The sequence below is a fragment of the Prevotella intermedia ATCC 25611 = DSM 20706 genome, from assembly GCF_001953955.1.
Taxonomy (GTDB): Bacteria; Bacteroidota; Bacteroidia; order Bacteroidales; family Bacteroidaceae; genus Prevotella; species Prevotella intermedia.
On the sequence record NZ_CP019301.1, the window covers coordinates 247,525 to 270,436 of the forward strand.

16 protein-coding genes and 2 tRNA genes are annotated in these 22,912 nt (G+C 45.0%); 4 read left to right on the plus strand and 14 right to left on the minus strand.

The features are described from left to right. Positions 1 to 24: 24 nt before the first annotated feature. From BWX39_RS09655 to ispE, 12 genes are all read right to left on the minus strand, one after another. Positions 25 to 96 (minus strand) — tRNA-Glu (locus BWX39_RS09655). A gap of 31 nt (positions 97 to 127) precedes the next feature. Further along, positions 128 to 214: transfer RNA gene (locus BWX39_RS09660), tRNA-Ser, on the minus strand. A 562-nt stretch (positions 215 to 776) separates the two neighbouring features. After that, entirely contained in the window at positions 777 to 3,212 is a 2,436-nt protein-coding gene (gene tamL / locus BWX39_RS09665) for a translocation and assembly module lipoprotein TamL (protein WP_028905308.1), read from the minus strand. Then, positions 3,196 to 8,307, minus strand: a complete 5,112-nt coding sequence (locus BWX39_RS09670; protein WP_028905307.1) for a translocation/assembly module TamB domain-containing protein — start codon at positions 8,305 to 8,307, stop codon at positions 3,196 to 3,198. Before BWX39_RS09670 ends, tamL begins: the two co-directional genes overlap by 17 nt. A 47-nt stretch (positions 8,308 to 8,354) precedes the next feature. Beyond that, a complete protein-coding gene (locus BWX39_RS09675; RefSeq protein ID WP_028905306.1) occupies positions 8,355 to 9,782 on the minus strand; it encodes a hypothetical protein in 1,428 nt (475 codons plus the stop codon). Then, positions 9,775 to 10,461, minus strand: coding sequence for a DNA adenine methylase (locus tag BWX39_RS09680; protein ID WP_394333104.1), 687 nt, complete (start codon positions 10,459 to 10,461; stop codon positions 9,775 to 9,777). Before BWX39_RS09680 ends, BWX39_RS09675 begins: the two co-directional genes overlap by 8 nt. Positions 10,462 to 10,520: 59 nt before the next feature. Beyond that, the gene (locus BWX39_RS12730; protein WP_262503292.1) at positions 10,521 to 10,841 is read right to left on the minus strand and encodes a DNA adenine methylase; all 321 of its coding nucleotides are present in this window, start codon (positions 10,839 to 10,841) and stop codon (positions 10,521 to 10,523) included. Next, complete coding sequence (locus tag BWX39_RS09685; RefSeq protein WP_051129492.1) at positions 10,838 to 11,773, minus strand: DNA adenine methylase; 936 nt, start codon at positions 11,771 to 11,773, stop codon at positions 10,838 to 10,840. Before BWX39_RS09685 ends, BWX39_RS12730 begins: the two co-directional genes overlap by 4 nt. An 819-nt stretch (positions 11,774 to 12,592) precedes the next feature. After that, positions 12,593 to 12,751: a DUF4295 domain-containing protein gene (locus BWX39_RS09690; protein ID WP_014708478.1), complete on the minus strand. Its 159-nt coding sequence runs from the start codon at positions 12,749 to 12,751 to the stop codon at positions 12,593 to 12,595. A gap of 36 nt (positions 12,752 to 12,787) precedes the next feature. Then, positions 12,788 to 12,976: a 50S ribosomal protein L33 gene (gene rpmG / locus BWX39_RS09695; protein WP_014708479.1), complete on the minus strand. Its 189-nt coding sequence runs from the start codon at positions 12,974 to 12,976 to the stop codon at positions 12,788 to 12,790. A 4-nt stretch (positions 12,977 to 12,980) separates the two neighbouring features. Continuing rightward, positions 12,981 to 13,244 carry a 50S ribosomal protein L28 gene (gene rpmB / locus BWX39_RS09700; RefSeq protein WP_014708480.1) on the minus strand — a complete coding sequence of 88 codons (264 nt, stop codon included), beginning with the start codon at positions 13,242 to 13,244 and terminating at the stop codon, positions 12,981 to 12,983. A gap of 535 nt (positions 13,245 to 13,779) precedes the next feature. Continuing rightward, positions 13,780 to 14,610: a 4-(cytidine 5'-diphospho)-2-C-methyl-D-erythritol kinase gene (gene ispE / locus BWX39_RS09705; RefSeq protein ID WP_028905303.1), complete on the minus strand. Its 831-nt coding sequence runs from the start codon at positions 14,608 to 14,610 to the stop codon at positions 13,780 to 13,782. 133 nt (positions 14,611 to 14,743) lie between these two features. On the opposite strand from ispE, the gene dnaB reads away from it, so the two are divergent. Continuing rightward, entirely contained in the window at positions 14,744 to 16,264 is a 1,521-nt protein-coding gene (gene dnaB / locus BWX39_RS09710; protein ID WP_014708482.1) for a replicative DNA helicase, read from the plus strand. 61 nt (positions 16,265 to 16,325) lie between these two features. Further along, positions 16,326 to 17,027 (plus strand): DUF421 domain-containing protein, encoded by a 702-nt coding sequence (locus BWX39_RS09715; RefSeq protein ID WP_028905302.1) that lies wholly within the window; start codon positions 16,326 to 16,328, stop codon positions 17,025 to 17,027. A gap of 447 nt (positions 17,028 to 17,474) precedes the next feature. Here the strand turns inward: BWX39_RS09715 and BWX39_RS09725 are convergent, their stop codons facing one another. Beyond that, positions 17,475 to 18,011 (minus strand): cob(I)yrinic acid a,c-diamide adenosyltransferase, encoded by a 537-nt coding sequence (locus tag BWX39_RS09725; RefSeq protein ID WP_036860424.1) that lies wholly within the window; start codon positions 18,009 to 18,011, stop codon positions 17,475 to 17,477. Between the two features lie 282 nt (positions 18,012 to 18,293). Between BWX39_RS09725 and htpG the strand changes: the two genes are divergently transcribed. Both htpG and BWX39_RS09735 read left to right on the plus strand, forming a co-directional pair. Then, positions 18,294 to 20,351, plus strand: a complete 2,058-nt coding sequence (gene htpG / locus BWX39_RS09730; RefSeq protein ID WP_028905300.1) for a molecular chaperone HtpG — start codon at positions 18,294 to 18,296, stop codon at positions 20,349 to 20,351. 152 nt (positions 20,352 to 20,503) lie between these two features. Next, entirely contained in the window at positions 20,504 to 21,850 is a 1,347-nt protein-coding gene (locus BWX39_RS09735) for a YihY/virulence factor BrkB family protein (RefSeq protein ID WP_028905299.1), read from the plus strand. 450 nt (positions 21,851 to 22,300) lie between these two features. Here the strand turns inward: BWX39_RS09735 and BWX39_RS09740 are convergent, their stop codons facing one another. Continuing rightward, on the minus strand, positions 22,301 to 22,912 hold the full coding sequence (locus BWX39_RS09740) for a LolA-like putative outer membrane lipoprotein chaperone (RefSeq protein ID WP_028905298.1): 612 nt from the start codon (positions 22,910 to 22,912) through the stop codon (positions 22,301 to 22,303).

Below are 22,912 nucleotides of genomic sequence, written 5' to 3' on the forward strand. Positions count from 1 at the left end.
AGCGTGTGCTTACGGACTTTTGTGTAGTCGGTACGAGAATCGAACTCGTATGCCAAGATTGAGAATCTTGTATCCTAACCGTTAGATGAACCGACCCAGTTATCGTTTCTTTGCCCCCGAAGGGTTGCGGAAGGAGGGGGATTCGAACCCCCGGTACGGTAACCCGCACGTCAGTTTAGCAAACTGGTGGTTTCAGCCACTCACCCATCCTTCCAGTCAGGGCTCGGTAACCGAGTTGCCAAGCATTTTTCAAATGCTGTGCAAAGGTACTATATATTTTCTATTCTTACAAATTTTTTGGTGGCTTTTTTCTCAAAAACTTCCTTGTAGGTGTTTTCCTTCCATATAAGTAAGGTTGTGGAAGAAGAGGGTAGGGGTTGATTTTTCAGCTTGCTGACAGCAAATAAACGCTCTCCAAAGTCTTGTGAAAAAATACGACAAAATACGGATTTGGCGAACCTTGTATAACTGTCTGATAATCAACAACTACGCTTTGGCGTTCCAAAACCTATTGTTTTGCGTTCCAAAAGCGTAGGTTTTACACGATAAAAGCGGCTCTTTTGCATCGCAAAAGAGCCGCTTTTGAAAAACCAAAGTAAAACACTCGATTTTCTGTAAATATATTTCGTAAACGTCAGGGCATCGAAAAGGGGTGCAGCAAGTACGAAGTTGTGCTTGTGGGCGAGTCGGTATAAAGACTTCTTACTATACCTACCGACTTGTTATGGTGGGTGTTAAGCACGTAATGGATTGCACTCCAATGTTCGTTTTGTAGTTTAGAAGGGCAGTCCGATGCCGAGGTGCAGGGCTTGTGCATCGCGGAAATGGCGAATGTTGTAGAGTCTGTTGCGCCCTGTTTCGTAAGGTACGTGCAGACCTACGCCCCAATCTAAGCGGAGCATAAAGAAACCAATGTCGTAGCGTATGCCAAGACCAGTGCCGAAAGCCAACTCTTTGAAGAAGTTGCCAAGCTTGAATTGCGAGCCCGGTCGGCTGTCGTCGTTGTTCAATGTCCACACGTTGCCAGCATCGAGGAAGAGGGCACCGTAGAGGTTTCCTACGAGATGGGGGCGGTATTCTAAGTTTGCCTGGAACTTTACTTCGCCTGTTTGCTCTACATACGAGCGTGTTCGCATTGCCGAACGATAGGTTCCAGGACCTATTTCCCGCACGTTGAAAGCTCTGATGCTGTTCGCACCGCCCACAAAGAACTGTTCAGAGTAGGGCGCAATGCTACTGTTGCCATACGCCCATATTACGCCTGCATTTACGTGAGCCGCTATGGACGACTTGGAAGACAGTGCCCAGAGTTTGGTGAAGTTGGTTTCGAGTTTCACGAACTGTGCAAATGGGTTCTTGAACATTGTTTTGCCCTGCTTGCTCCACTTCTCTCCGCCTACCATATAGCCCAAAGCGAGTAGGTTGGAGGCTTCGCTGACGGTAGACCACCAGCGTATGGGGTTGGCGTAACCCTTTGGACTTTGGTACGTGTACTGAAATACCGACTTCGGAATGAACTGGTCTGCCATCGAAACTTCGAGATATGGCACGCTGTCGATGAGTTCCTTGAAACGGTTTGTAACACTGTGCATATACTCGTAGGTGAGCGACAGGGGCTTGAAAATGAAGGAATTGCTCTCGTTTGGCGACCAGCTGTAAGTGAGTTCGCCTGCTACCACGTGGCGTTTGAAGTATTGTGCACGTTTGATAATGTTCACCGATGCGCTCAAAGTTGTCGTTGGCGATTCGAAATAGGTCTTATGTGGCTTCAGCGTCAAGGGTTTTCCAGCCGCTAAAGCAGCTGCTTCGCGTCGTCGCAACCGTTCGCGGAGAATGCGTTGTGGTGTTTTAAACGGATTGAGGAAGCGTGGGAATTGCAGGCTTGCCTCTGCTCCGTACTGGTAGTCGTTTATGCTTCCTTTTGAGGTGGCGTCGTCGCTGCGTTTCGTTGCCCATTCGTAAGCACCGTGCGCACGCAGGTTCAGCACCTCGGAACCACGGAAAGCGTTGCGCTTTGTGAAACCGACGACAACTTCGGGACCGTATTTTCCCGAGGTCTTGCCTCGTCCGTAGGCTTCCACATAGAAGTCGTAGGGGCGGTCGAAAAGGAAGTCGAGCGTAACGTCGAGGGTGCTGCAGGTGTCTGTTTCATCGTGTGGCTTGAACGAAATGCTCGACGATGAGAACAGTCCAGTAGCGTTGAAGCGTTCCATTGTCTCGGTGTGCTTGTTCTGTTGGTAGAGGTCGCCACGGCGGAACTGCAAGTTATTGGCTATTACGCGTGAACGTAATGGCGAGCGACTTCTGTTGAAATTGACCGTAAAGTCTTGCTTTTGACGCTGGTTGTGCAGTTCTTCGAGGAAAGTTTTCTGAAGGTTTACGGTGATGTCGCCGATGCGCCATCTGCGCAAATCCGCCTCGCTGACGGAATCGGCAAGCTGCAGGCGTGTTACCACCTTGCCACGAACAGAGGTCGTATCAGCGAGATAGCTGGCATAGTTGTTCTTGTAAAAATAGTAGCCGTTGTTGCGAAAGAGGTTCGTAATGCGTTGGCGTTCCTGCTCAAGTGTGGCTACGTCGAAGGGTGCGCCACTCTTGATGACGGCATTGGAGCGGGCAGCCATTATCAAACTGTCGGCTGCGGGTGGGAAGTTCACGTATTGCAGACTGTCAATCGTCCACAAATGCCCCATATTCACGGTGTACTTCAGTTTTATTTTCTTCTTATTCGGCTGTGGTACAAGCTGGTGTGTGATTTTTCCATTGAAGTATCCGCGCTTGTCCAACAGGTTTTCGCCCACCGCAGCGTGCAGGTCGGGCGACACGGTAGAGAGGGTAATGGGGCGCGAACCAAAGGTTTTTGTTATCCACTTGCCGAACTTGGTGGTGTCGGGCGAGAGGGCATTCCATAACCACAAGCCCACAGGGAATGGCGATTTAAGCGACGGACTGCCGAAAAGCGAGCCATTTGGCTTCGTGGCAAGCACGACGTCGAGTTCTTCGCGTACAGCATTGAAGTGCGCATTTTGCTTGTAGTTGGTGTATTCCGTAGACTTCATGCCTGTGTAGAGCTGTTCACCATCGGGCAAGGCACTGGTTGTGCTGCACGCTGCCAACGCCGTGAGCATCAGTAGCAAGGCGAACGCAGCGCAAAATAGGTTGCCATACTTTGCAAAACTGCTGTGGAAGATATGTCTATTGTTTCTTTTCATTTGCAAATTTTATTAAGCTGTCGCGTTCTTGTGGCTGTTCCTTGTTGCTTTTGAAGCGGAAGATGTCTTTGAAATGTTGCAGCTTGCGTCGCCACATGAAACCTGCACCGAACTCGCCTTGATTGCCTTCGAGCCAGTCGTAAGCCTCTCGCTCGTAGTAAAGCTTAAGATACTGCGTTTCTTTTTGGTTCAAGCGGTATTCCAACGAGAAGTTATCGAAGAACGCACCGTTCTGTTCGGACATCTGAGAGCCTGTTGATACACGGCCACCCATAATAATGCGGAGGCGGTTGTCCCACAATCGCTTCGAGAACTTGAAGGTATAGTCGGTGTGCAGACTGCCCGAAGCATCGGCAGTGCTCTCCATATTGGCTGTAATGTTTACGCCCATAGAGTTCAAGGCACGACCTGTAATGGCGTTCACTTGGTTCTGCAAGAAGCCCATCAGGGCACCGTTCATGGCTGTATTCGCCGTTGCGCTGTTGCTACCGTCGAGGTACATACCTGAAGCAAGCATGGTAACGGCGAGTTTCGAGCGTTCTCCCACACCCTTGGTGTTCAGCTTGCCCTGCATTTCTTGGTCTTCTGGTGCTTGTATAATGAACTCTATGCCAGGGTTCGGGAACTTCTTTGTCAGGCGCACACCAGCATCGAAATCTACCAGTCTGCCATTTCCCGAGCCGTCAGACACATTGGTGCGCACTCGTTCGGTGGCTGTAATGCTCAGTATAGGCTCGGCAGGATTGCCTGTAAACATAATGTAGCTGCCCTCGTGTATTTGGAAAGTGCGGAGCGGAATGATAGGCAGCGAGTACTTCATCTGTCCGCTGTTCATCGTATAACGTCCTCTTAAGCGTGTGCCATTCGTAGGGTCGTACTGCATTGTGAGCGAACCTCCACCGATAAGGTCTATATAGTTCGACCGCTCAGGGTTCAGTGCGCATACAATGTGGGCTTGGTCGTCGATGCCTATACCAAGCTTCATGCTGAAGCCTTGAATGTCTGGACGTTTCACCACATCTACGGTAGAGTCGTTTAGATTGGTGAATGTAACGAGGTTCTCCAACTCGTTGTCGGTGGCAAGCTGTGCATCGCGCATCACGTAAGTTAGGTCTGTGCTGCCCAATACGTCCATCTTTCCTTCTAAGCGGAGCGACGAAAGGAGTCCCTTCATACTTCCGTCGAAGTCTACAAACGCCTTTCCGTACACTTCGGAGCGTAGATTTTCCTTTGCACTGATAATCTGGAAGTTGCGTGCTCGCATACGTAAATCGGTGGACATACGGTCGAAATCGGAGAAATCCAAGTAGCCCATGATGTTCAGCGGTGCATTGTTGTTGGCGAAAACCTCGAAGTTTTCAAATTCCACCCTGCTGTCCTTAATCAGCACAGGGTCGTTGGCAAAGCGCATTTCAATGCCGTATGGTTCGCTGAAAACGTACGATGAATCGAGATAAACCTCGCCATTTACATTGAGTTTGTTGAGCGGTCCCTGCATGGTAAGCGTACCTTCGCCCGTTCCTCGCAAGCCTATGATGCGGTCGGGAACGAATCCGTTGATGTAATTCAGCGGGAACTTATCCATCGTAAACTCTGCATCAAGACTGCCTTTGCCCCTGCTGTCATACGTTCCCGACAGCTTTCCGATTTCCATTTCGTCTTTCGACAGTATGGCATCTATATAATGTGTGCCGTTGCCCTTTGGTATATAGACGAATTCTGCGCCCACGTTGCCCATGCTGTTCAGCTCGTACACCATATTCTTGATGCCCATATCGCTCGATATGGTAAGGTCGGTTGCAGTCTGCACAACGTGGTAGTCGCCGTTCAATTCGCCCGACAGATTCGGTGCAAACGGCAGAACTTTCATCAGCTGGCTAAGCTCGAACTTGTTCACCGATACGGTAAAGTTCTGCAATGCCGTAGAGTCGGAGTCTTCGGTGTATAGGTGCAGACCTGCTCCGTCGTCAGCAAGCAGCTGCATTTCTGCCGATAGTCGGCGGTTGCGCCCTATGTATAGATAGTTGTCTTTGTTTACGTTGAAGTTCTTATAACCGAGGATTACCTTTGCCGAAGTCAACGAAAGATTGATGCCTTGTCCTTTCATTTCTGCCTGTGCCGATAGTGCAAGGGCTGTCTTGTCGTTCATATCGGTAACGGCGAGCGATGCGTCCATACCTCGTTCAAAGAGCGAACCGTACACAAGACCCTTGTAAGGATAGTTGTTGTCCGCCTTGTTTAGAATCTGTAAGGAGTAGTTCAACCCTGTTTGGTTGGTGTTTAAGTCTATTATGAGCGTATCGACACGCAGGTCGTTGTAGGCAAGCGAATCAACAAAGATATTGCCGTTGAGTCCCTTTGCAGGCGATGACGTGAGGTCGATTTCGGCTGTTTTGAAGACGTAGCCCTGTTGTGCCAGCAGCTTACTGAAGAGATTGCCCTCTCCGCTTACGAGTTTCAGTCGCCCAACAGGCAGCAATGCTTGTATTGCCATTTGGTCAATGTGCTTGTTTTCAATCTGTTTGTTCAGATTGGTAGCAATGTTTTGTCCTGCTTTCAGCACGTTTTTGTAGCTTCCACGCCAATCTGTGCTCAGCACAAAGTCGCCCCCTTCTATCACGGCGTGGGTGGTGTCGGTACGGCTAAGCACGTCGATGGTTACGTCGCCAGGCGTAAATCGTTCGTCAGCAGTCTGCACTTGCAAGTTGCCGAGCATACCTCGAACCTTCAATTGGTCTGCCATATCGGTGTCGAACTCCATATTTAATGCAAAATTCGATGCGAAAGGCTTGTCCACTAAGCCCAGTTGATAGATGTCGGTATGGCGTATGAGTCCGTTGGCACTGCCGTTCAGTCGTTTGCCTGCCATATTTGCGTGAATGTTCAAGTCACCATCGAAGAGCGAAATGTCTTTCTCCCCACGCTGTTCGTTCAGTTTCAAGTTGCCGAGATAACCTTCTAAGGTGTAGTGGTTGGCTCGTTCGGAACGGAAAGCAATGTTGGCTTGCGTACCCACGATATAGTGTTTGTCCATCAAGCCCAAGCCTTTCAGGTTGGCATAGGCAAGGTTTCCCTTTAAGTGGGCGTCTGTTTTTGCTCCGCTAACGCTTGCCGTAATGTCCAAGTCGCCTGCTGCAAGACGTTGTGTGCCGTGTCGTCCTTCGCTCGTCAGTATGAGTTGGCGCAATGGTCCGCTCACGTAGTGGTTGTTCTTCATATTCGAACGCACGTCTATATCAGCCCATACAGACACCACATAAGGCTCTTTCATAGCACCAAGCTGTCGCAAATCCACACGGCGCAACCACCCACGCAAGTGCCCGTCCACCAATTTGTCGGTCAGTTTGCCCCGATAGGTGAAGTCGCCGCCAAGCATACGGTTCGTGCTAACAATGTGTGCGGTGGTTGTTCCACCTGCCATAGTAATGTCGCCACCGATTCCATCGAGTACGTAAGTGCCGAAACGGAATTGCCTGATGTTCGCTTTCAGACGCAACGACGACTTCGGATTGAGTATGTCCGTGCCCTTTCCATAAGCCGAAATGATACCTGTGAAGGGGTGCAGACCACTTTTCGGCATAAAGTGCTGCAACTGCAGGTTGGTAGCTCTTGCAGTAACGTTGTAGGTTTCGCTGCTTGTGTTGTAGCTACCCTTTACTGCCACGTTGCCCCCTCCTTCGTATAGGAACATATCGGCATCGTATTGTGTTCCCCTCGCTTTTACCTTGGCATTGAAGCCGATACCCTTAGGAATGTCAATAGTGCGGGTTGCGCTCTTTGGCAACAGCTGTTTTACGAAGCGTATGTCGTGCAGATTACCGTTGATGGAGAGGTTTGCCCGCAGGTTCTTCGTACTTTGCAAGTTGGCAACCCTGCCGTTGGCATTCACACGGAAGTGCTGTGGCATTTCAATGTACAACTTTCTCATTGTCAAAGCCCTCATATTGCCTTGCAGTGTGCCGCCTATGTTAATCCGTTTCGCAGGAATGGCGCGCAATGTCTTTGCAGGCACCGATGCAAGGAACGGTTGCAGGTCGTCTTTTCGCACGAATCCCTTTACTGTAACGGCTATTTTGCCAGGCTTCTCGTCGGCAAAGGCATTCAAATCCATTACAATGTCGCTGTGGATTTCGCTCTCTGGCATACGCAAGTAGAGCGGTTGTAGATACAGACGCATACTATCGAGCTTGAAGCGAGTGCGCACATCACGCACAGTCAGTCCGCTACGCTCCACAAAATTGGCTGCCCGAATGTTTGCCGAAGTCCCCTTGTCGCTATACGAAAGCGAATCAATGCCAAAATTGAGCTTGTTGAGTGCGATGTGTGCAGCATCGAAACCGTGCCTTGCCTTCGGTTCATACGTCTTATCGTAGGCGAGTGAGCCTCCCTGCCAATTTATTTGGCGCACCCGATACACATTATTATATAAGTCGATAGCCGTTCCGCCGACTGTGGCTTTTGCGAAATTGGCACCCACCACCATCGTGTCGCCAGGCATACGCAGGTGGAAAGCCGTGCGATAAAGGTTCAGCTTGTCGATATTAATCTTCCAAATGGTTTTCTCTTTCGATGTGTCTTTCGGCATTGTGTCGCTGAGAGCGATGTCGAGAAATCCCCCTTGAATGTCGGCTTGATTGAGCAATGCCGTTGAGTTTTTAAGGTCAATGCCGTGCGACACAACGTGCAATCGTTCCAAATTGCCCCGTATCTGCAAGTCGCCAATATAGTTCATCGTATTGGCTTTCAGCCCTTTAAAAGTAAGCTGGTCTATTTCCACCTTGTTTTTAAGCAAGGGCAGCAGTTGCACATCTACTATTAGCTCCCTCACATCGGCTACCGTATCGCGCCTTTGCGGAATGCTGTCGTTAGGTCGCAACATCGTGAACCCTTCGAGTTTAAGGTCGATTGGGAAGCTGAGCGAAACGTGGTCGATGTTGATTTCCGTCCCTGTTTGTTCGGAAGCATAGTTCATAGCCTTCTTTACAACCCACTTCTGAACAGGGGGAAGATAAAGAAGAACCAATAAAAGTATAAATAACGAAATGGGTGCTAACACAATAGCTATCAGCCATTTCATAGATTTCCGTATGCGCATAGACTATTCCCAACGAGTGGGACAATACATTTTAAAATGCAAATGTACTAAAAAAAACTTATGGACTTTAGTTTTTTACTGCCAAAATCTAATAAATCATTTATAGCTTTATCGAAAAGGGAAGGTGCTTTTGAACCTAATACCATTTGTCCAACCTCATTTAGCAAGAACCCAACTTCCTTTTCAAGTATCTGAGTATTTGTACTACCGTATAGAACAACAGTTCTCACAATCTTGTGATTTGGATAATATTTCTTTAAGTATAGTTTATCAAGCGAATCATAATTATTTAGCTCTGCTATTCCCTGCTCTTTATTTTCGTATTTCTTTCCTTCTATTGTTATAACTTCCTTATTTTCAATATCTAAAAGAACTAAATCGGGAATAGAAACAATTTGGCTTTTATCCCCAGCTTTGTAGGCTTTCCTATTTGCAAATTTCGCTAAAGGGATACATTTTCCTTGCGGTTTCTGGAAATAACCTCTCTCGCAACCCGCATGGTTCTCAAATATGGAATAGCTTTCTGTGAAGTTTTCAACTACAATATGTATGAAAATAGTTCCTAACTTTTCGCCTTCCATATCATATCGCCAGTAGTCTTGAGGAATCTCTGCTTTAAGAACATCCAGTCCTTCAAGGTCTATTCCTAACATATTAGCTATAAAGACGAATTTATTTTTTGCGCTAATATGCTTCTGTTGTAGACCATGCTGCGTTATTTCTATACGTTTGTCCCACTTTAATTTGCGTAGGACAGCTGCAATAAGACTTAAAGCACCAATGTTGGGGTCATAGGATAGGCTACCACTTTTAAATAATCGTCCTGAAATTTGTATTTTATCATCTGACTTATACAATAGAATAGGTACATTCCCTTTGGGTGCTTTACGTATGCTTGCTTTGAAAGTAATAATTTCATCAATAGAGGTGAAAGGCTTAAAAATATCTGCATCTAATGTTTTTCCTAATATTTCTACTCCCAATGTCATCAATAAGCGAGTGCCGAAGATGTAGGTCTTGGTTGGCTTTACCTTTTGTTTTATTTGTAAAGCATAGAGCATTATCTTTTTAGTCTGGGGATAATAGTTGTTGATAAAAACAAACTTGGAACAGCGTTGATACACTCCAGTGTTTCGACTTTCGCTATCATCTGTCTTTGTTTCTTCGATAGCGTAAAGTGGAACATCTGCGGCGTTTGGTATATTATCTTGATAATAGATTAAAAAATCTACGAAACTTGAATACCCCGATACGGTTTTTATGTAAACATGTTGGACTTTTGCACAGGTAAATCCTATTACTTCATAAGTAAAATCAAAGTATTTATTCTCGTTAAGAATAGGTATTATACGGAGCGTATCTCCGAAAAAGCCACATCGTTGATCCTTTGCAAAGTACTCAAAAATCATTTGCAGAACTGCTTTTTTAGGGCGCTCCTCGGTTAAAATCCACAAGTTTTTCTTTTTATTACTCATTTTTCTTTAGAATATATAGTTGTTCAAATATATGTTTTTTGGTTTTTGAGAGTCCTTTATTATTACTCTTAAAACGCAAATTCTCAAAGCTTTCTAATGTAACTCTGCCGTATTTCGAAAGTATAGCAATAATCTCTTCCTGTGGCATTATGCCTTCAGAATTGTAACTAAGCACCAAATACTTGTAGTTTGCATTGGAAGCAATCTTGTCTAAATCTTTTAAGGCTGTTGTCTTGTTGCAGAACGACGACTTCTGGTCTTTATATTCACGCATACCTGTTATACCTTTAATAACAGGATAATCGTACTTCGCTATTGTTTCAAGCAAGTGATAGTTAGGCAAATACTGACGTTCGTTATAGGGAGGGTCTAAGTATAGAATATCAACATCTACATACTCTACAAGTTTTAAGCTATCTTTATTGTAGACAAAGTTCTGTTTTCCATTATCGATAGTCTCTATTGCACGCAACATAAGCGGTTTCACTGCACGTGGATCCCACCTTTTCTGGAAGGCTGCATAAACGCCTGACACATTAGCGTAGAAAGAAACGGTTTCTAACAAGCACGATAATAAAATATAATACTCGCTTTCTGTAATTAAGTTTTCCTGTTTCCATGCCTCTATTTGCAGGCGTATTGCATCTATTTTCTTTCCGTTTTCAGAACTGAAATACATTCTTGGACGTTCAAGAAGCAGTGTTCCTTCAGGTGTATAATTCTTATAGATGAATCCCTCTATGGGGGAATGGTGTCTAAATAATCCAGAACCCTCTCTAATGGCAAGGGAAAGAGTGGCAGCATATTGGCTTCTGGAAGAGTTGTTAAAAGACTTTTAAACTGTGGTGCTTGATTATTTTCGATGTATGCCTTCTGCAGACAGTACGATAAATAGAGCATATCGCAGCTAAAAACCGTATATCCTTTACGCTTAAAGAAGCGTGCAACATTGGTTGTACCCGAAAAGAAGTCGAAGAAACGTTTGCCCTCGATCCCATTATCTTTTAGTATTTGATATATTTTATCTAAGATATTCTCTTTGTTTCCAATATATCTCATCGCTTTTCAGGACTATAATTTGTAACAAGAACCTCCACCGTCTCGCCCTTGTCGCAGTTGTTTGTATGATAATTAGAGTTATTATAACTCTTCTGAAGTCTATTTACGACAAATCCGTGTTCGGCTATCCACGCCTTCAAAATTTTGTTTTCTCTTCCTTTATGCTCTGTTACATTCGACAAAGCAAACCTTATGTGCCGGTTGTTCAGCTGTTCTAAGATGTCCAACAATGCCTTCTCTTCTTTCTCGTTCCAACCCGTAAAGCCACGTTTGCCGTCGTTATAGGTTCCTGTTGTAATAAGATAAGGAGGGTCAGCATACACAAAGTCGTTTGTATTTAGCATTTCGAAGTGGAACTGTTTGAAGTCTAAACAGCTGAATGCTACATTTTTACTATGCACTGCATAAAGAAACCCAATGAGTTTCTTATTCATATGCTCGTTAAAACAACTTCTTTCTCGTCCGAAGGGAGTATTAAATTCGTGGCTATTGTTAAACCGTATCTGATGATTAAAAGAGAAAGCAATCAGTACAAACAAATCTAACGCTTGGCGTTCTATATTATATTTCTCTCGCAAATGCAAGTATCCGTCGGAATTTGTTTGCGAAAGTTCAAATTGTTTAATTCGGTTTGTTATGTGCGAAAGTACTTCTTCGGTCGACATACATTGAAATTGCTTGTATAAATCTATAAGAAATGTCAGGTTGTCGTTGAAGATAACACGCTCTGCTTCCGCATTTATTCCAACGTTGCAACCACCGCAAAACAAGTCTACAAAGGTAGAAATGTGCTTTGGAAATAAAGGTAAAATTTGCGGCAACAGTTTCCCTTTACCTCCAATATAATTCAGAGGCGAACCAATATATTTGTGTCTGCTTACTATTTGTTGAAGTCCGATACGCTCGTCAGTATCTTCTTCAAACAGAAGCATTAGGGGATTTACTGTTCTTTCGGTATGTTTCACCTCTCTAAATCATATTTCTTTGTAGATTGGAACACAAAGGCTATCAGCCATTTCATAGTTTCCTGCATGTGCATAGGTTTCTTCCAACGATTGGGAGAATACATTATTAATATGCAAATATACTAAAAAAAGGGTGGTAATACAACAGTTTGTGGTAAAAAGTTGGGTGTAGGGTTGTGTTTACTTTGTAAAAAATGCAAATAATGTAGCCGTCAGTTAAAAATATACAGTTGCTGAAGCACTCTCGCTCAAAAAAAATAAAGTGGAGGTTGTTAGTATATTCGTTTTCTCAAAAAGTCTAAAGTTCGTTCATAAAAGTGTTGATTATGTGCGAAAGTTCGTACATAAAAATGTAGCAAATAGATGTAATCTTGTTAGTAAATTAGCTGATTTCCTGCCTACCAATTACACATAATAGTTACTGAAATATCTTTACATAAAATCGGGTGTTTTTCTTTGGCTTTCCAAAAGCGTAGGTTTTGCGATGCAAAACAGCCGCTTTTACCGTGCAAAACCTACGCTTTTGGAATGCGAAACAATAGGTTTTGGAACGCCAAAGCGTAGTTATTGGTTATCAGCGTGTTACGTGCGGTGTGCGAAAGTTGTAATTTGTAATGATTTTTTGCGGTGCTTTCAAGTGCGTTTTTTGTTCGATTGCAGGGTAGGGGGTATACGATGACCGACCAACAAGAGTATGCTGAGCTTTGAAAAAGCGAGGTTAGAGGATAAAGAAAAGGGGAATGCAAGTACTTTGCATTCCCCTTTATACCTTAAAAATATGAGTATTTAGTTCTTGAAGAAGTCTTTAACGGCTTCGTTAGGAACCATTTTTTCGTCGAAGATGTAAGCACCAGTCTTAGGGCTCTTTACCATCTTGATAACTTTTGTGTATGCGCGACCATCCGTTGAACCTTCGTGGAGGGTAGCGACCGCTTTCTTTGCCATAGTCTAATGTACTTTAACTATTTAATAAACGTGTGCTTACTTAATCTCCTTGTGAAGAGTCATCTTCTTCAGAATCGGATTGTACTTCTTGAGTTCCATACGCTCAGGAGTGTTCTTGCGATTCTTTGTAGTGATATAACGGCTTGTTCCTGGCATACCGCTGCTCTTCATTTCAGTGCATTCGAGAATGACCTGAACTCTGTTTCCTTTAGCTTTCTTTGCCACGATATTAGTCTCCTATAACTTTAATATCCTTCCAGTCTACATAACCTTTGGATACGGCTTGCTTCAACGCACGGTCTAAGCCTAATTTGTTAATTGTACGAAGACCAGCTGCGCTAATCTTCAATGAAATCCAGCAGCCTTCTTCTACATAGTAGAACTTCTTGCTGAAGAGGTTTACGTCAAAACTGCGCTTTGTGCGATGTTTTGAGTGAGACACATTGCAACCTATTTGTGCCTTCTTTCCTGTGATTTGACAAATCTTAGACATCTCTATCTGTAGTTTTGTAATTCGTTAATTGATACCTATTCCAAACAGGGTGCAAAATTACAAAAATATTCTAAACCGACAAAGAAAACACAAAGATAATCAGTGGAATTAAGTTTTTTTTCGAGTTCCTGCCGAAAATACCGTGCATTTTGCCCGAAATGGCAATTCATTAAAAAAGCACGACCGAAGTCGTGCCAAAGCTATTTAAAATCAAAATCTATTTATGTTGAGCTTGATTAAGGTTGCCGCCTCACGGCGTCGAACCAAAACCTTGCATCAAACGTGTTATCCTAATTCAACTAATCTTTAACCTTAATAATCCTATTGAAACCTAAATACTTTTCTTAACTTAAACAACTATTTTTATAACCTAAACAATCTATTCTATTTTTATTTTTTGTACTGCAAAGTTAGGGAACATTTATGAAACCTCCAAACAATTGTTTGTAAATTTTCCAAAAAATGCAATTAAATGATATAAATCAAGTATTTGCAAGTTATTTATGTACTTGTTACTTGCAGAAACAAGTGTATTCTACAATTGGCAGAGGTAGGTAAACATTCCGTCAAAGGCTGCGGGAAGTCGGGTAGGGGCTTCGTTGAAAATGCCAAAGAAGGCACTGCCGCTGCCAGACATCTGCGCATAGGTTGCTCCCATACTGTAAAGCTGCTGCTTTACGCTGCGTATTTCGGGGTGAATGTTGAAGATTGACACTTCAAAATCGTTGCCAAGACGGTTGTGCCACTCGTCAATGGGTTGCGCTACTACTTCCTTACATCTTATAATAGGGGGCTGTGGCTTCACGAAAGAGAAGGCCTGCGCAGTGGAAATGGCTACCGACGGTTTCACTACTAATAAGTATAAACCTTTCAGATGGGCACATTCGTCAGCCATTGGCGTGAGAACGTCGCCTATTCCGGTAGCAAACGAAGGCTCGGCAGTAACGAAAAAGGCGCAGTCGGCACCCAATCGGGCTGCATAACGTTGCAGGGTGAGGGAGTCGAGGTGCAGCTGGCACAGCTCGTTGAGCAGTCGGAGCGTGTAGGTAGCGTCCGATGAGCCGCCTCCAAGTCCTGCCTGCGACGGTATGTGCTTCTCCAAATCGAAGTCTACGTGCGGCAAACGATGGTCGGCAGCCAGCAGATTGTACGCTTTCACTATCAGATTGTCGGCAGCGTTGCCCTCTATGGGATTGCCACTGAGCGAAAGCGAGCACGTGCCGTCGGCTCCGTTGCCAACGACAGCTTCGAGTTTGTCGGTGAGCGGTACGGGGTAGAACACCGTTTCAAGGTCGTGGTAACCGTCGGTACGCTTGCGCACCACGTTCAAACCTAAGTTTATTTTACAGTTCGGATATACTATCATTTTTCTTGCGTTTATGTTTTATGGTGGAAGGCAAATAGTTGGGGGTGTTCAGCCATAACCTTTTGCAAAGATAGAAAATCATTATGGATAAGTTGCGAGAGTTTGCAGAATTTTCATTAATTTTGTAGCTGTTATGCCAGAAAAGAAAAGTAATAGCGCAAAAAGTACCCGTAGACGCCCTGCCGCGCCTATCGATACATCGTTTGGGCACTTGCAGCCCCAAGCATTAGATATAGAAAAAGTAGTGCTCGGTGCATTGATGATAGACAGCGATGCCTTCACCGTCGTGTCAGAAATGATTCGTCCAGAAACGTTTTACGACCCTCGGCACCAGAAAATATATGGTGCGATACAGGCATTGAACCTCCACGAGAAGCCAGTCGATATTATGACGGTGGCGGAAGAACTGAAACGCAGTGGCGAATTGGAAGAGGTGGGCGGTCCTGCCTACATCGTTGAGCTGAGTTCGCACGTGGCATCGTCGGCTCATATCGAATATCACGGGCGCATATTGGCGCAGAAATTCTTGGCACGCCAATTGATTCAGTTCGCCTCAATGATAGAGACGGAAGCGTTCGACGAAACCATTGATGTGGACGAACTGATGCAGCGAGCCGAAGGAAGTCTGTTTGAACTCTCGCAAAAGAATATGGCGCAGGAGTACACGCAGATAGACCCCATCGTGAAACAAGCGCACGAACTGTTGGTGAAAGCAGCCCACAACCAAGAAAACGGCGGCTTGACAGGCATCTCGACAGGCTTTACACAATTGGATAAGATAACAGCAGGCTGGCAACCGTCCGACCTTGTCATCATTGCGGGGCGTCCTGCGATGGGTAAGACCTCGTTCGCCCTCAGCCTTGCCAAGAATATAGCCATCGACAGCCGTGTGCCTGTGGCTTTCTTCTCGCTCGAAATGAACAACGTGCAGTTGGTGAACCGCTTGCTTTCGAACGTTTGTTCCATCTCGGGTAGCAAGATTTTGAGCGGTCAGTTGGACCCTTCCGATTGGGAACGGTTCGACAACAACATTCGCAAAATGGAGGGCGCACCCATCTATGTAGACGATACGCCAGGACTGTCGGTGTTCGAACTTCGCACGAAAGCACGCCGCTTGGTGCGCGAACATGGTATAAAGGTGCTAATGGTGGACTACCTTCAGCTGATGAATGCCAACGGAATGCGCTTCAGCAGTCGTCAGGAAGAAGTTTCAACCATCAGCCGTTCGCTCAAAGGATTGGCGAAAGAACTCAACATACCTGTGTTGGCACTTTCTCAGCTCAACCGTACGGTGGAACAGCGCGACGGCATCGAGGGCAAACGACCACAGCTGAGCGACTTGCGCGAATCGGGTGCCATCGAGCAAGATGCCGACTTGGTGCTCTTCGTACACCGTCCCGAATATTATCGAATCTTCCAAGACGAGAAGGGAAACGACCTCCACGGCAAGGCACAAATCATTATTGCCAAGCACCGTAAAGGCGCAACCGACGATGTTCTGCTATCGTTCCGTGGCGAATACACACGCTTTGCCAATCCTGACGAGGACAGCTTTATGCCCGCAGGCTTGCCAAACGATTTCGGTGGCGAAATTATTGGCAGCAAAATGAACGACGACCCGCTGCCACCGCCCGACGACAGACCGCCGTTTTAACCTTGCTGAAAAAACGCAACTTCTATATTTATAATGGTGTAATAAATAAAATACAAAGCAAATGATACATTTAGTGCAGCCTTACATAGATATTGCCCTGAAACTTATCACAGGTATGATAGGCATATTGGTATTTCTGCGCATAACAGGAAAGGCGCAGTTGGCACAGATTACACCGCTCGACACTGTGAGTGCTTTCGTGATAGGTGCTTTGGTCGGTGGTGTTTTGTACAATCCAGACATGTCTATGTGGCATATTCTTTTTGCCTTGGCAGTGTGGACGGCATTCAACATGCTTGTTCGTTTTGCGATGCGGTCGGCTCGTTTGCGCCATTTCATTAAGGGAGAGAGCGTGCTTCTCGTGAAAGACGGTGTTATAAACTTCAAGAACTTTAAGCGTAACAGCCTCGAAATGGAGCAGTTCCGCCTGTTGTTAAGACAGAAAGGAATCTTCTCTATGTTTGATGTCGATGACGTACTTTTTGAAGCCAACGGTGCAGTAACCGTACTTTCTCCAGGAAATATGTCGGCTTCTTTCTTGCTTGTGAACAATGGCGAGATTGTTGAAAGCACATTAAGACAGTGCGACCGTACTTCGGCGTGGGTGCTTCGCAATATCAAGCGCAATGGCTTTAATGCTCCTTCAGAATTGTTCTGTATGGAATGGACACCGAACAAAGGTTTCTATTTCGTTACTTATGCAGGCGATGTGAAACGTGGCGAAGAAGAAGTTGCAGTCGATGATACAGGCGATGTAGTATAAAATATTTTTCTTTTAAAACAGAAGATTTATTGAAAATCCACGTTTTGATAGGGTATTATCATAACGTGGATTTTTGTTTTTGCCTTGACTTATGCAATATTTCGATGATATAAAAGCCATAAACACTATTTATCATAATACCCATTAGTTTATAAAAGTAAGGCTTTAAAACTGCAGGAAACGTGTAAATATTTTTCACAACAATAACTATTGTGTATCTACTTCTGTATCAATGCTTTGTAAAACCTATTGTTTTGCATTCCAAAAGCGGCTGTTTTACACGGTAAAAGCGTAGGTTTTGCGTTGCAAAAGAGCCGCTTTCGCAACGTCAAAACGCAGTTATCACTTTTTAAGGGAATTATTTTGACAAAACGAACGATTGCTTCTCGTATTCTGCTGATAATTTTCTATACGGAAACAAACGGTTGTTTGCTTTGCCTTGCGTGGTTATCGGTCGATGCCTTCGCGCGACAAAAGTCCTTTGTTGGCATAGTAATGCTTCACTTCCTGCATATCGGTTACAAGGTCGGCATAGTCGATTAGCCTCTGCGGAGCGTATCTGCCAGTCAGCACAACTTCCGTTTTAGTGGCTCTGTTGTCGAGTGCTTTTATAAGTTCTTCGATACCAATAAGTTCCATATTCAGTGCTATCGTGATTTCATCGAACACCACCATGTCCCAATCGCCCGACTTCAAGCACTCCGCACACTTGCGTAAACCTTCCTGCGCACGCTGCTTGTCCGCCTCGTCGGGTGCGCGCATCAGCATACAACCACAGCCAAACAGCTCGACAGATATATTCTCGAAGAAATCTGCAATGCGTGTTTCGTTATAGCGCATCGATTTAATGAACTGCCCTATAAATACTTTTTTGCCAGACATACAGGCTCTCAGAGCCAGTCCAAAAGCTGCTGTCGTTTTGCCTTTGCCGTCGCCCGTGTAGACATGTACCTGTCCACGGCTTACCATTTTCTTTGCACTCATGTGGTTAATACTTATATATTTTAGGTTTCCAAATTGCTTTTTTCCACCTTATTATATATAGTAAGTTAATTCTTATCTTGCTTTAATAGACTTAATTGTGAATGCAAAAGTATAAAATTAAATAGGAAATAACGAAAGAAAGAACAATAAAATTGCTGCAAAACCGAAAATCTGACGAATAAAGACCTATCGGTTAAGGGTTTCTTTCGCCACTTAACATACTTTGGCACACTATTTGTAAAACTACAGGCAGATAGAAATTAACAAATAAAACATACAACTATGCAAAAAGGTAAAATAGGTGTAACAACAGAAAACATCTTTCCTGTTATCAAGAAATTCCTCTATTCCGACCACGAAATCTTCCTTCGTGAGATGGTTTCCAATGCTGTCGATGCAACACAGAAGTTGCGCACACTCGCTACAACGGGCGAATTTAAAGGCGAAACCAACGACCTTAAAGTCAGCATAAGCCTCGACGAAAAGGCAGGAACGCTCACCATCAGCGACAACGGTATCGGTATGACAGCCGAAGAAATCGACAAATACATCAACCAGATAGCCTTTTCGGGCGTTACAGACTTCTTAGACAAGTACAAGGATAAGGCAGAAGCCATTATCGGACACTTCGGTCTCGGTTTCTATTCAGCCTTTATGGTGTCTAAAAAGGTGGAAATCATTACGAAAAGCTATCGCGACGATGCGCAGGCAGTGAAGTGGAGCTGCGACGGAAGCCCAGAGTTCTTGCTCGAAGATGCAGAGAAGGCGGGTCGTGGTACGGACATTGTGCTCTACATCGACGACGATTGCAAGGAGTTTTTGGAGAAACAGAAGATTGAGAGCCTGCTCAACAAGTACTGTAAGTTTATGGCTGTGCCCGTTGTATTCGGCAAACGCACTGAATGGAAGGACGGAAAGAACGTTGAAACCGACGAAGACAACGTTATAAACAGTGTGGAACCACTGTGGGCAAAGGCACCAACGGGATTGAGCGACGAAAATTACAAGAGCTTCTACCGCACACTTTTCCCAATGAACGACGAACCTTTGTTCTGGATTCACCTTAATGTGGACTACCCTTTCAACCTCACAGGTATCCTCTACTTCCCACGTGTGAAGAACAACATAGAACTTCAGCGCAACAAAATACAGCTTTTCTGCAACCAAGTGTTCGTTACCGACCAAGTTGAAGGCATTGTGCCAGAGTTCCTTACCCTACTCCACGGTGTCATAGACTCGCCCGATATACCGCTGAACGTAAGCCGCAGCTACTTGCAGAGCGATGCCAACGTGAAGAAAATATCTACTTACATCACCAAGAAAGTGGCTGACCGCCTGAACGGAATATTCAAAGAGAACCGCAAGGAATACGAAGAGAAGTGGAACGACCTGAAGCTTTTCGTGAACTACGGTATGCTTTCGCAGCCCGATTTCTACGACCGTGCAAAGGATTTCTCGCTCTTTACCGACGTAGACGGCAAGAACTTCACATACGAAGAGTACCGCACACTCATCAAAGACAACCAAACCGACAAGGACGGAACGCTGATTTACCTCTACGCAACCGACAAGGAGGAGCAGTATTCGTATATCGAGGCGGCACGTGCAAAGGGTTATTCCGTTGTCTTGGCAGACGGACAGTTGGACGTTCCTGCTGTTTCGATGCTCGAACAGAAGTTCGAAAAGTCGCGTTTCGTACGTGTAGATTCTGACGTAATCGACCGCATCATCGTGAAAGACAACGCCGACAACGAGCAGAAACTTGCCGAAAACGACACCGATTTGCTTACGCAGGCTTTCCAATCGCAGGTGCCTAAGATGGAGAAAGCTGAATTTATGGTGGCAGTAGAAGCGTTGGGCGAAACCGCACAGCCTGTTGTGGCAACGCAAAACGAATATATGCGCCGTATGAAAGAGATGAGCCAATATCAGCAAGGTATGGCTTTCTATGCGCAAATGCCTGACACTTACACTATTGTGCTGAACTCTGACCACGCACTTGTGAAGCGAATACTCGAAGAAGGCAATGCCGAGACAGCCGAAAAGCTGAAGCCTATCCTCAGCGAAATAAAGGGCTTGCAGGCTCGTGAAGCTGCTTTGCGCCAAGAACAAGGCAAGAAGAAGGCAGAAGAAATTACGCAAGAAGAGAAAGACGACCTCAAGAATACGGAGGAATCGCTCAGCAAACAGCGCACCGAAAAGAACGATGTAATCGCCAATTACGCAAAGGGCAACAACGCCATACATCAGCTTATAGACCTCGCACTCTTGCAAAATGGTATGCTGAAAGGTGCTGCGCTTGACAAGTTCATTAAGCGTTCGGTGGATTTGATAAAGTAAAAAACAAGGTTTATCATATACGGCTGCTTTCTGATTTTTTATCTGAAAGTTACAATATGTGCAAATATAAAAAGGTGAAATCGTTGCTGATTTCACCTTTTTTTATTAAGTTTGCACAGTAACCCCTACCCTTTTACGAAACAGGAACGACAATGAAGATAGACATAGACAACATAAAATACTTCTTGACCACAGGAATGTGGCTGAAAACAGAGCAACGCTCGAAACGCAGGAACATAGTTATCAGACAGCTGCAAAAGCTCTATCTCGCCATAAAATTCTTCTTGGAACGCGACCATATCGCAGCTACGACGCAGCTTTCGTTCTCTACGATAATGGCAATAGTGCCCATTGCTGCTATGATATTTGCGATTGCGAACGGCTTTGGCTTCGGTAAGTTCATCGAAACACAGTTCCGCGAAATGCTGTCGGCGCAACCACAAGCCGCCGATTGGCTGCTGACGCTCACCCGTTCTTACCTTTCTCACGCCAAAACAGGCATCTTTATCGGTATCGGATTGGTGATTATGCTTTACAGTGTATTCTCGTTGATAAACACCGTAGAGCGGGTTTTCGACAGTATATGGCAGGTAAAGGACACACGCCCCTTCAGTCGGGTGCTCATAGACTACACCGCTATGATGTTCTTCGTGCCCATTGCCATCATCATAATGTCGGGTTTGAGCATCTACTTTTACAGTTTTATGGAAAATCTGAACGGTCTTCGTGTTCTTGGAACCATTGCCCGCTTCTCGCTCCGCTACATTGTGCCGTGGATAATTCTCACCCTTATGTTCATCGCGCTTTATGTTTTCATGCCCAATGCGAAGGTAAAAATCTCGAAAACCATAGTGCCTGCAATGATAGCCAGCCTGCTGATGCTCTGTCTGCAAGCGGTTTACATTCACGGACAGATATTCCTTACAAGCTACAACGCCATCTACGGCTCGTTTGCAGCACTTCCGCTGTTTATGTTGTGGATACTTGCGTCGTGGTATATCTGCCTGTTCTGCGCCGAACTCAGCTATACCAACCAGAATTTGGAGTACTACGAGTTCCTTGTAGAAACGAAAGACGTGTGCCATAACGACCTTCTCGTGATGAGTGCCACCGTGTTGAGCCACATCTGCCAACGCTTTTCAGACGGCGAAAGTCCCTACACGGCATTGGAATTAAAAACGCTGACACGTATTCCGCTGCGTGTTACGATGGACATACTCCACAAACTGAAAGAGGTGGAACTTATTTCGGAAAACCATTCTACTGCCACCGACGAGGTAACCTATACGCCTACACACGACACAAGCAACATAACTGTGGGCGAAATGGTAGCCCGTTTGGAAGCCGCACCTGCTTCTAAGTTTGCCCTTTTAGGCATTTCCCCCAACAATGCGTGGGACAGGGACGTATATAATAAGGTGGAAAAGGCGCATGCTGCCTATCTGAAAGAATTGAAATCTATCAACATAAAGGAACTTACAAAGCGACAGAAAGACTGAAAGATAGCTTTAAGCACAGTGGCAACCAATTAAAAACATTTGCTTGAAAAGAAACTTTGCAACCGCATGTACTTACTGCAAGCAAGCGCATAGTTTCGTCTTTCCGAATCGGAAGAATCCTTTACTGCCCTACTCCATTTCGCTCACACACCTTATTATATAGGTGGAAAGCAGGCAATAAAAGTGTAAAGATTTTTTATAAGCACAAGTGTTGTATAACATTCCCATTATCAAAGCTTTGTAAAACCTATTGTTTTGCATTCCAAAAGCGTAGGTTTTGCACGATAAAAGCGGCTGTTTTGCATTGCAAAACAGCCGCTTTCGCAACGCCAAAGCGCAATTATCGTTTTTCTTCGGAATAATCTTTACAAATTCAAAGCGAATTTTCTAGTTCTTCCTAGTACCCCTAGAATTCCTAGAGAAACTAAAAAGAACAACCAAACACCGCCTTTACCGCAAATCAATAACCTCTGCCGAGGGCGCATCGGAATGCTTGAAACGGAAATTAGAGTTAGCCTGCGAGGCAGCACGGAAGTTGCTGATGTTAATCGTTACCCACTTCTTGCCTTGCAGCATCTTTATCTGTTGCGGATAGTAAGCCTTCGAAACGGTAACATAAAACTCCTGCATACTGCGTGCAGGGTGAATGGCTTGCAAGTGAACAATGTACGAGTCGGTAGTTGTTTTCATTGAAAGGCGGTAGCCACTTTTGTACATTGTAATGAAAGCATAGGGGTTCATCGAAAGGCGTTGCGCTTCGTTGGGCGTGGAAATATTCACCTCGTTCGTATTCTTCATATATGCCCACTGCGTCTTACCGTCGAACCAAATGGTGGTTTCGGGCGTTACTGCCTTGAATTTGTTGTTCTTAATGGCAATACTGCCCGATGTTCTGCCCATCTCTCCACCAGTGATTGAGAAGTTGGCAGCGGCTCCGCCACGGCGTCCAACGATGGCAGCGGCATTGTCTAACACTTTTTTTGCATCTGCAGAACTTTGTCCGAAAGCATTGACACCCAATAGGAATGCCAAAGCGAATAAAATGTAACGTTGTATTTTCAT

Bases quoted from the DNA above. Each gene is read 5' to 3' on its own strand.
- tamL (WP_028905308.1), bottom strand. From the start codon at position 3,212: ATGAAAAGAAACAATAGACATATCTTCCACAGCAGTTTTGCAAAGTAT.
- ispE (WP_028905303.1), bottom strand. From the start codon at position 14,610: ATGATAGTATATCCGAACTGTAAAATAAACTTAGGTTTGAACGTGGTG.
- dnaB (WP_014708482.1), top strand. From the start codon at position 14,744: ATGCCAGAAAAGAAAAGTAATAGCGCAAAAAGTACCCGTAGACGCCCT.
- rpmB (WP_014708480.1), bottom strand. From the start codon at position 13,244: ATGTCTAAGATTTGTCAAATCACAGGAAAGAAGGCACAAATAGGTTGC.
- BWX39_RS09675 (WP_028905306.1), bottom strand. From the start codon at position 9,782: ATGAGTAATAAAAAGAAAAACTTGTGGATTTTAACCGAGGAGCGCCCT.
- BWX39_RS09725 (WP_036860424.1), bottom strand. From the start codon at position 18,011: ATGAGTGCAAAGAAAATGGTAAGCCGTGGACAGGTACATGTCTACACG.
- BWX39_RS09685 (WP_051129492.1), bottom strand. From the start codon at position 11,773: ATGCTTCTGTTTGAAGAAGATACTGACGAGCGTATCGGACTTCAACAA.
- BWX39_RS09715 (WP_028905302.1), top strand. From the start codon at position 16,326: ATGATACATTTAGTGCAGCCTTACATAGATATTGCCCTGAAACTTATC.
- BWX39_RS09670 (WP_028905307.1), bottom strand. From the start codon at position 8,307: ATGCGCATACGGAAATCTATGAAATGGCTGATAGCTATTGTGTTAGCA.
- BWX39_RS09740 (WP_028905298.1), bottom strand. From the start codon at position 22,912: ATGAAAATACAACGTTACATTTTATTCGCTTTGGCATTCCTATTGGGT.
- BWX39_RS09690 (WP_014708478.1), bottom strand. From the start codon at position 12,751: ATGGCAAAGAAAGCGGTCGCTACCCTCCACGAAGGTTCAACGGATGGT.
- BWX39_RS09735 (WP_028905299.1), top strand. From the start codon at position 20,504: ATGAAGATAGACATAGACAACATAAAATACTTCTTGACCACAGGAATG.
- BWX39_RS12730 (WP_262503292.1), bottom strand. From the start codon at position 10,841: ATGAGATATATTGGAAACAAAGAGAATATCTTAGATAAAATATATCAA.
- htpG (WP_028905300.1), top strand. From the start codon at position 18,294: ATGCAAAAAGGTAAAATAGGTGTAACAACAGAAAACATCTTTCCTGTT.
- BWX39_RS09680 (WP_394333104.1), bottom strand. From the start codon at position 10,461: ATGTATTTCAGTTCTGAAAACGGAAAGAAAATAGATGCAATACGCCTG.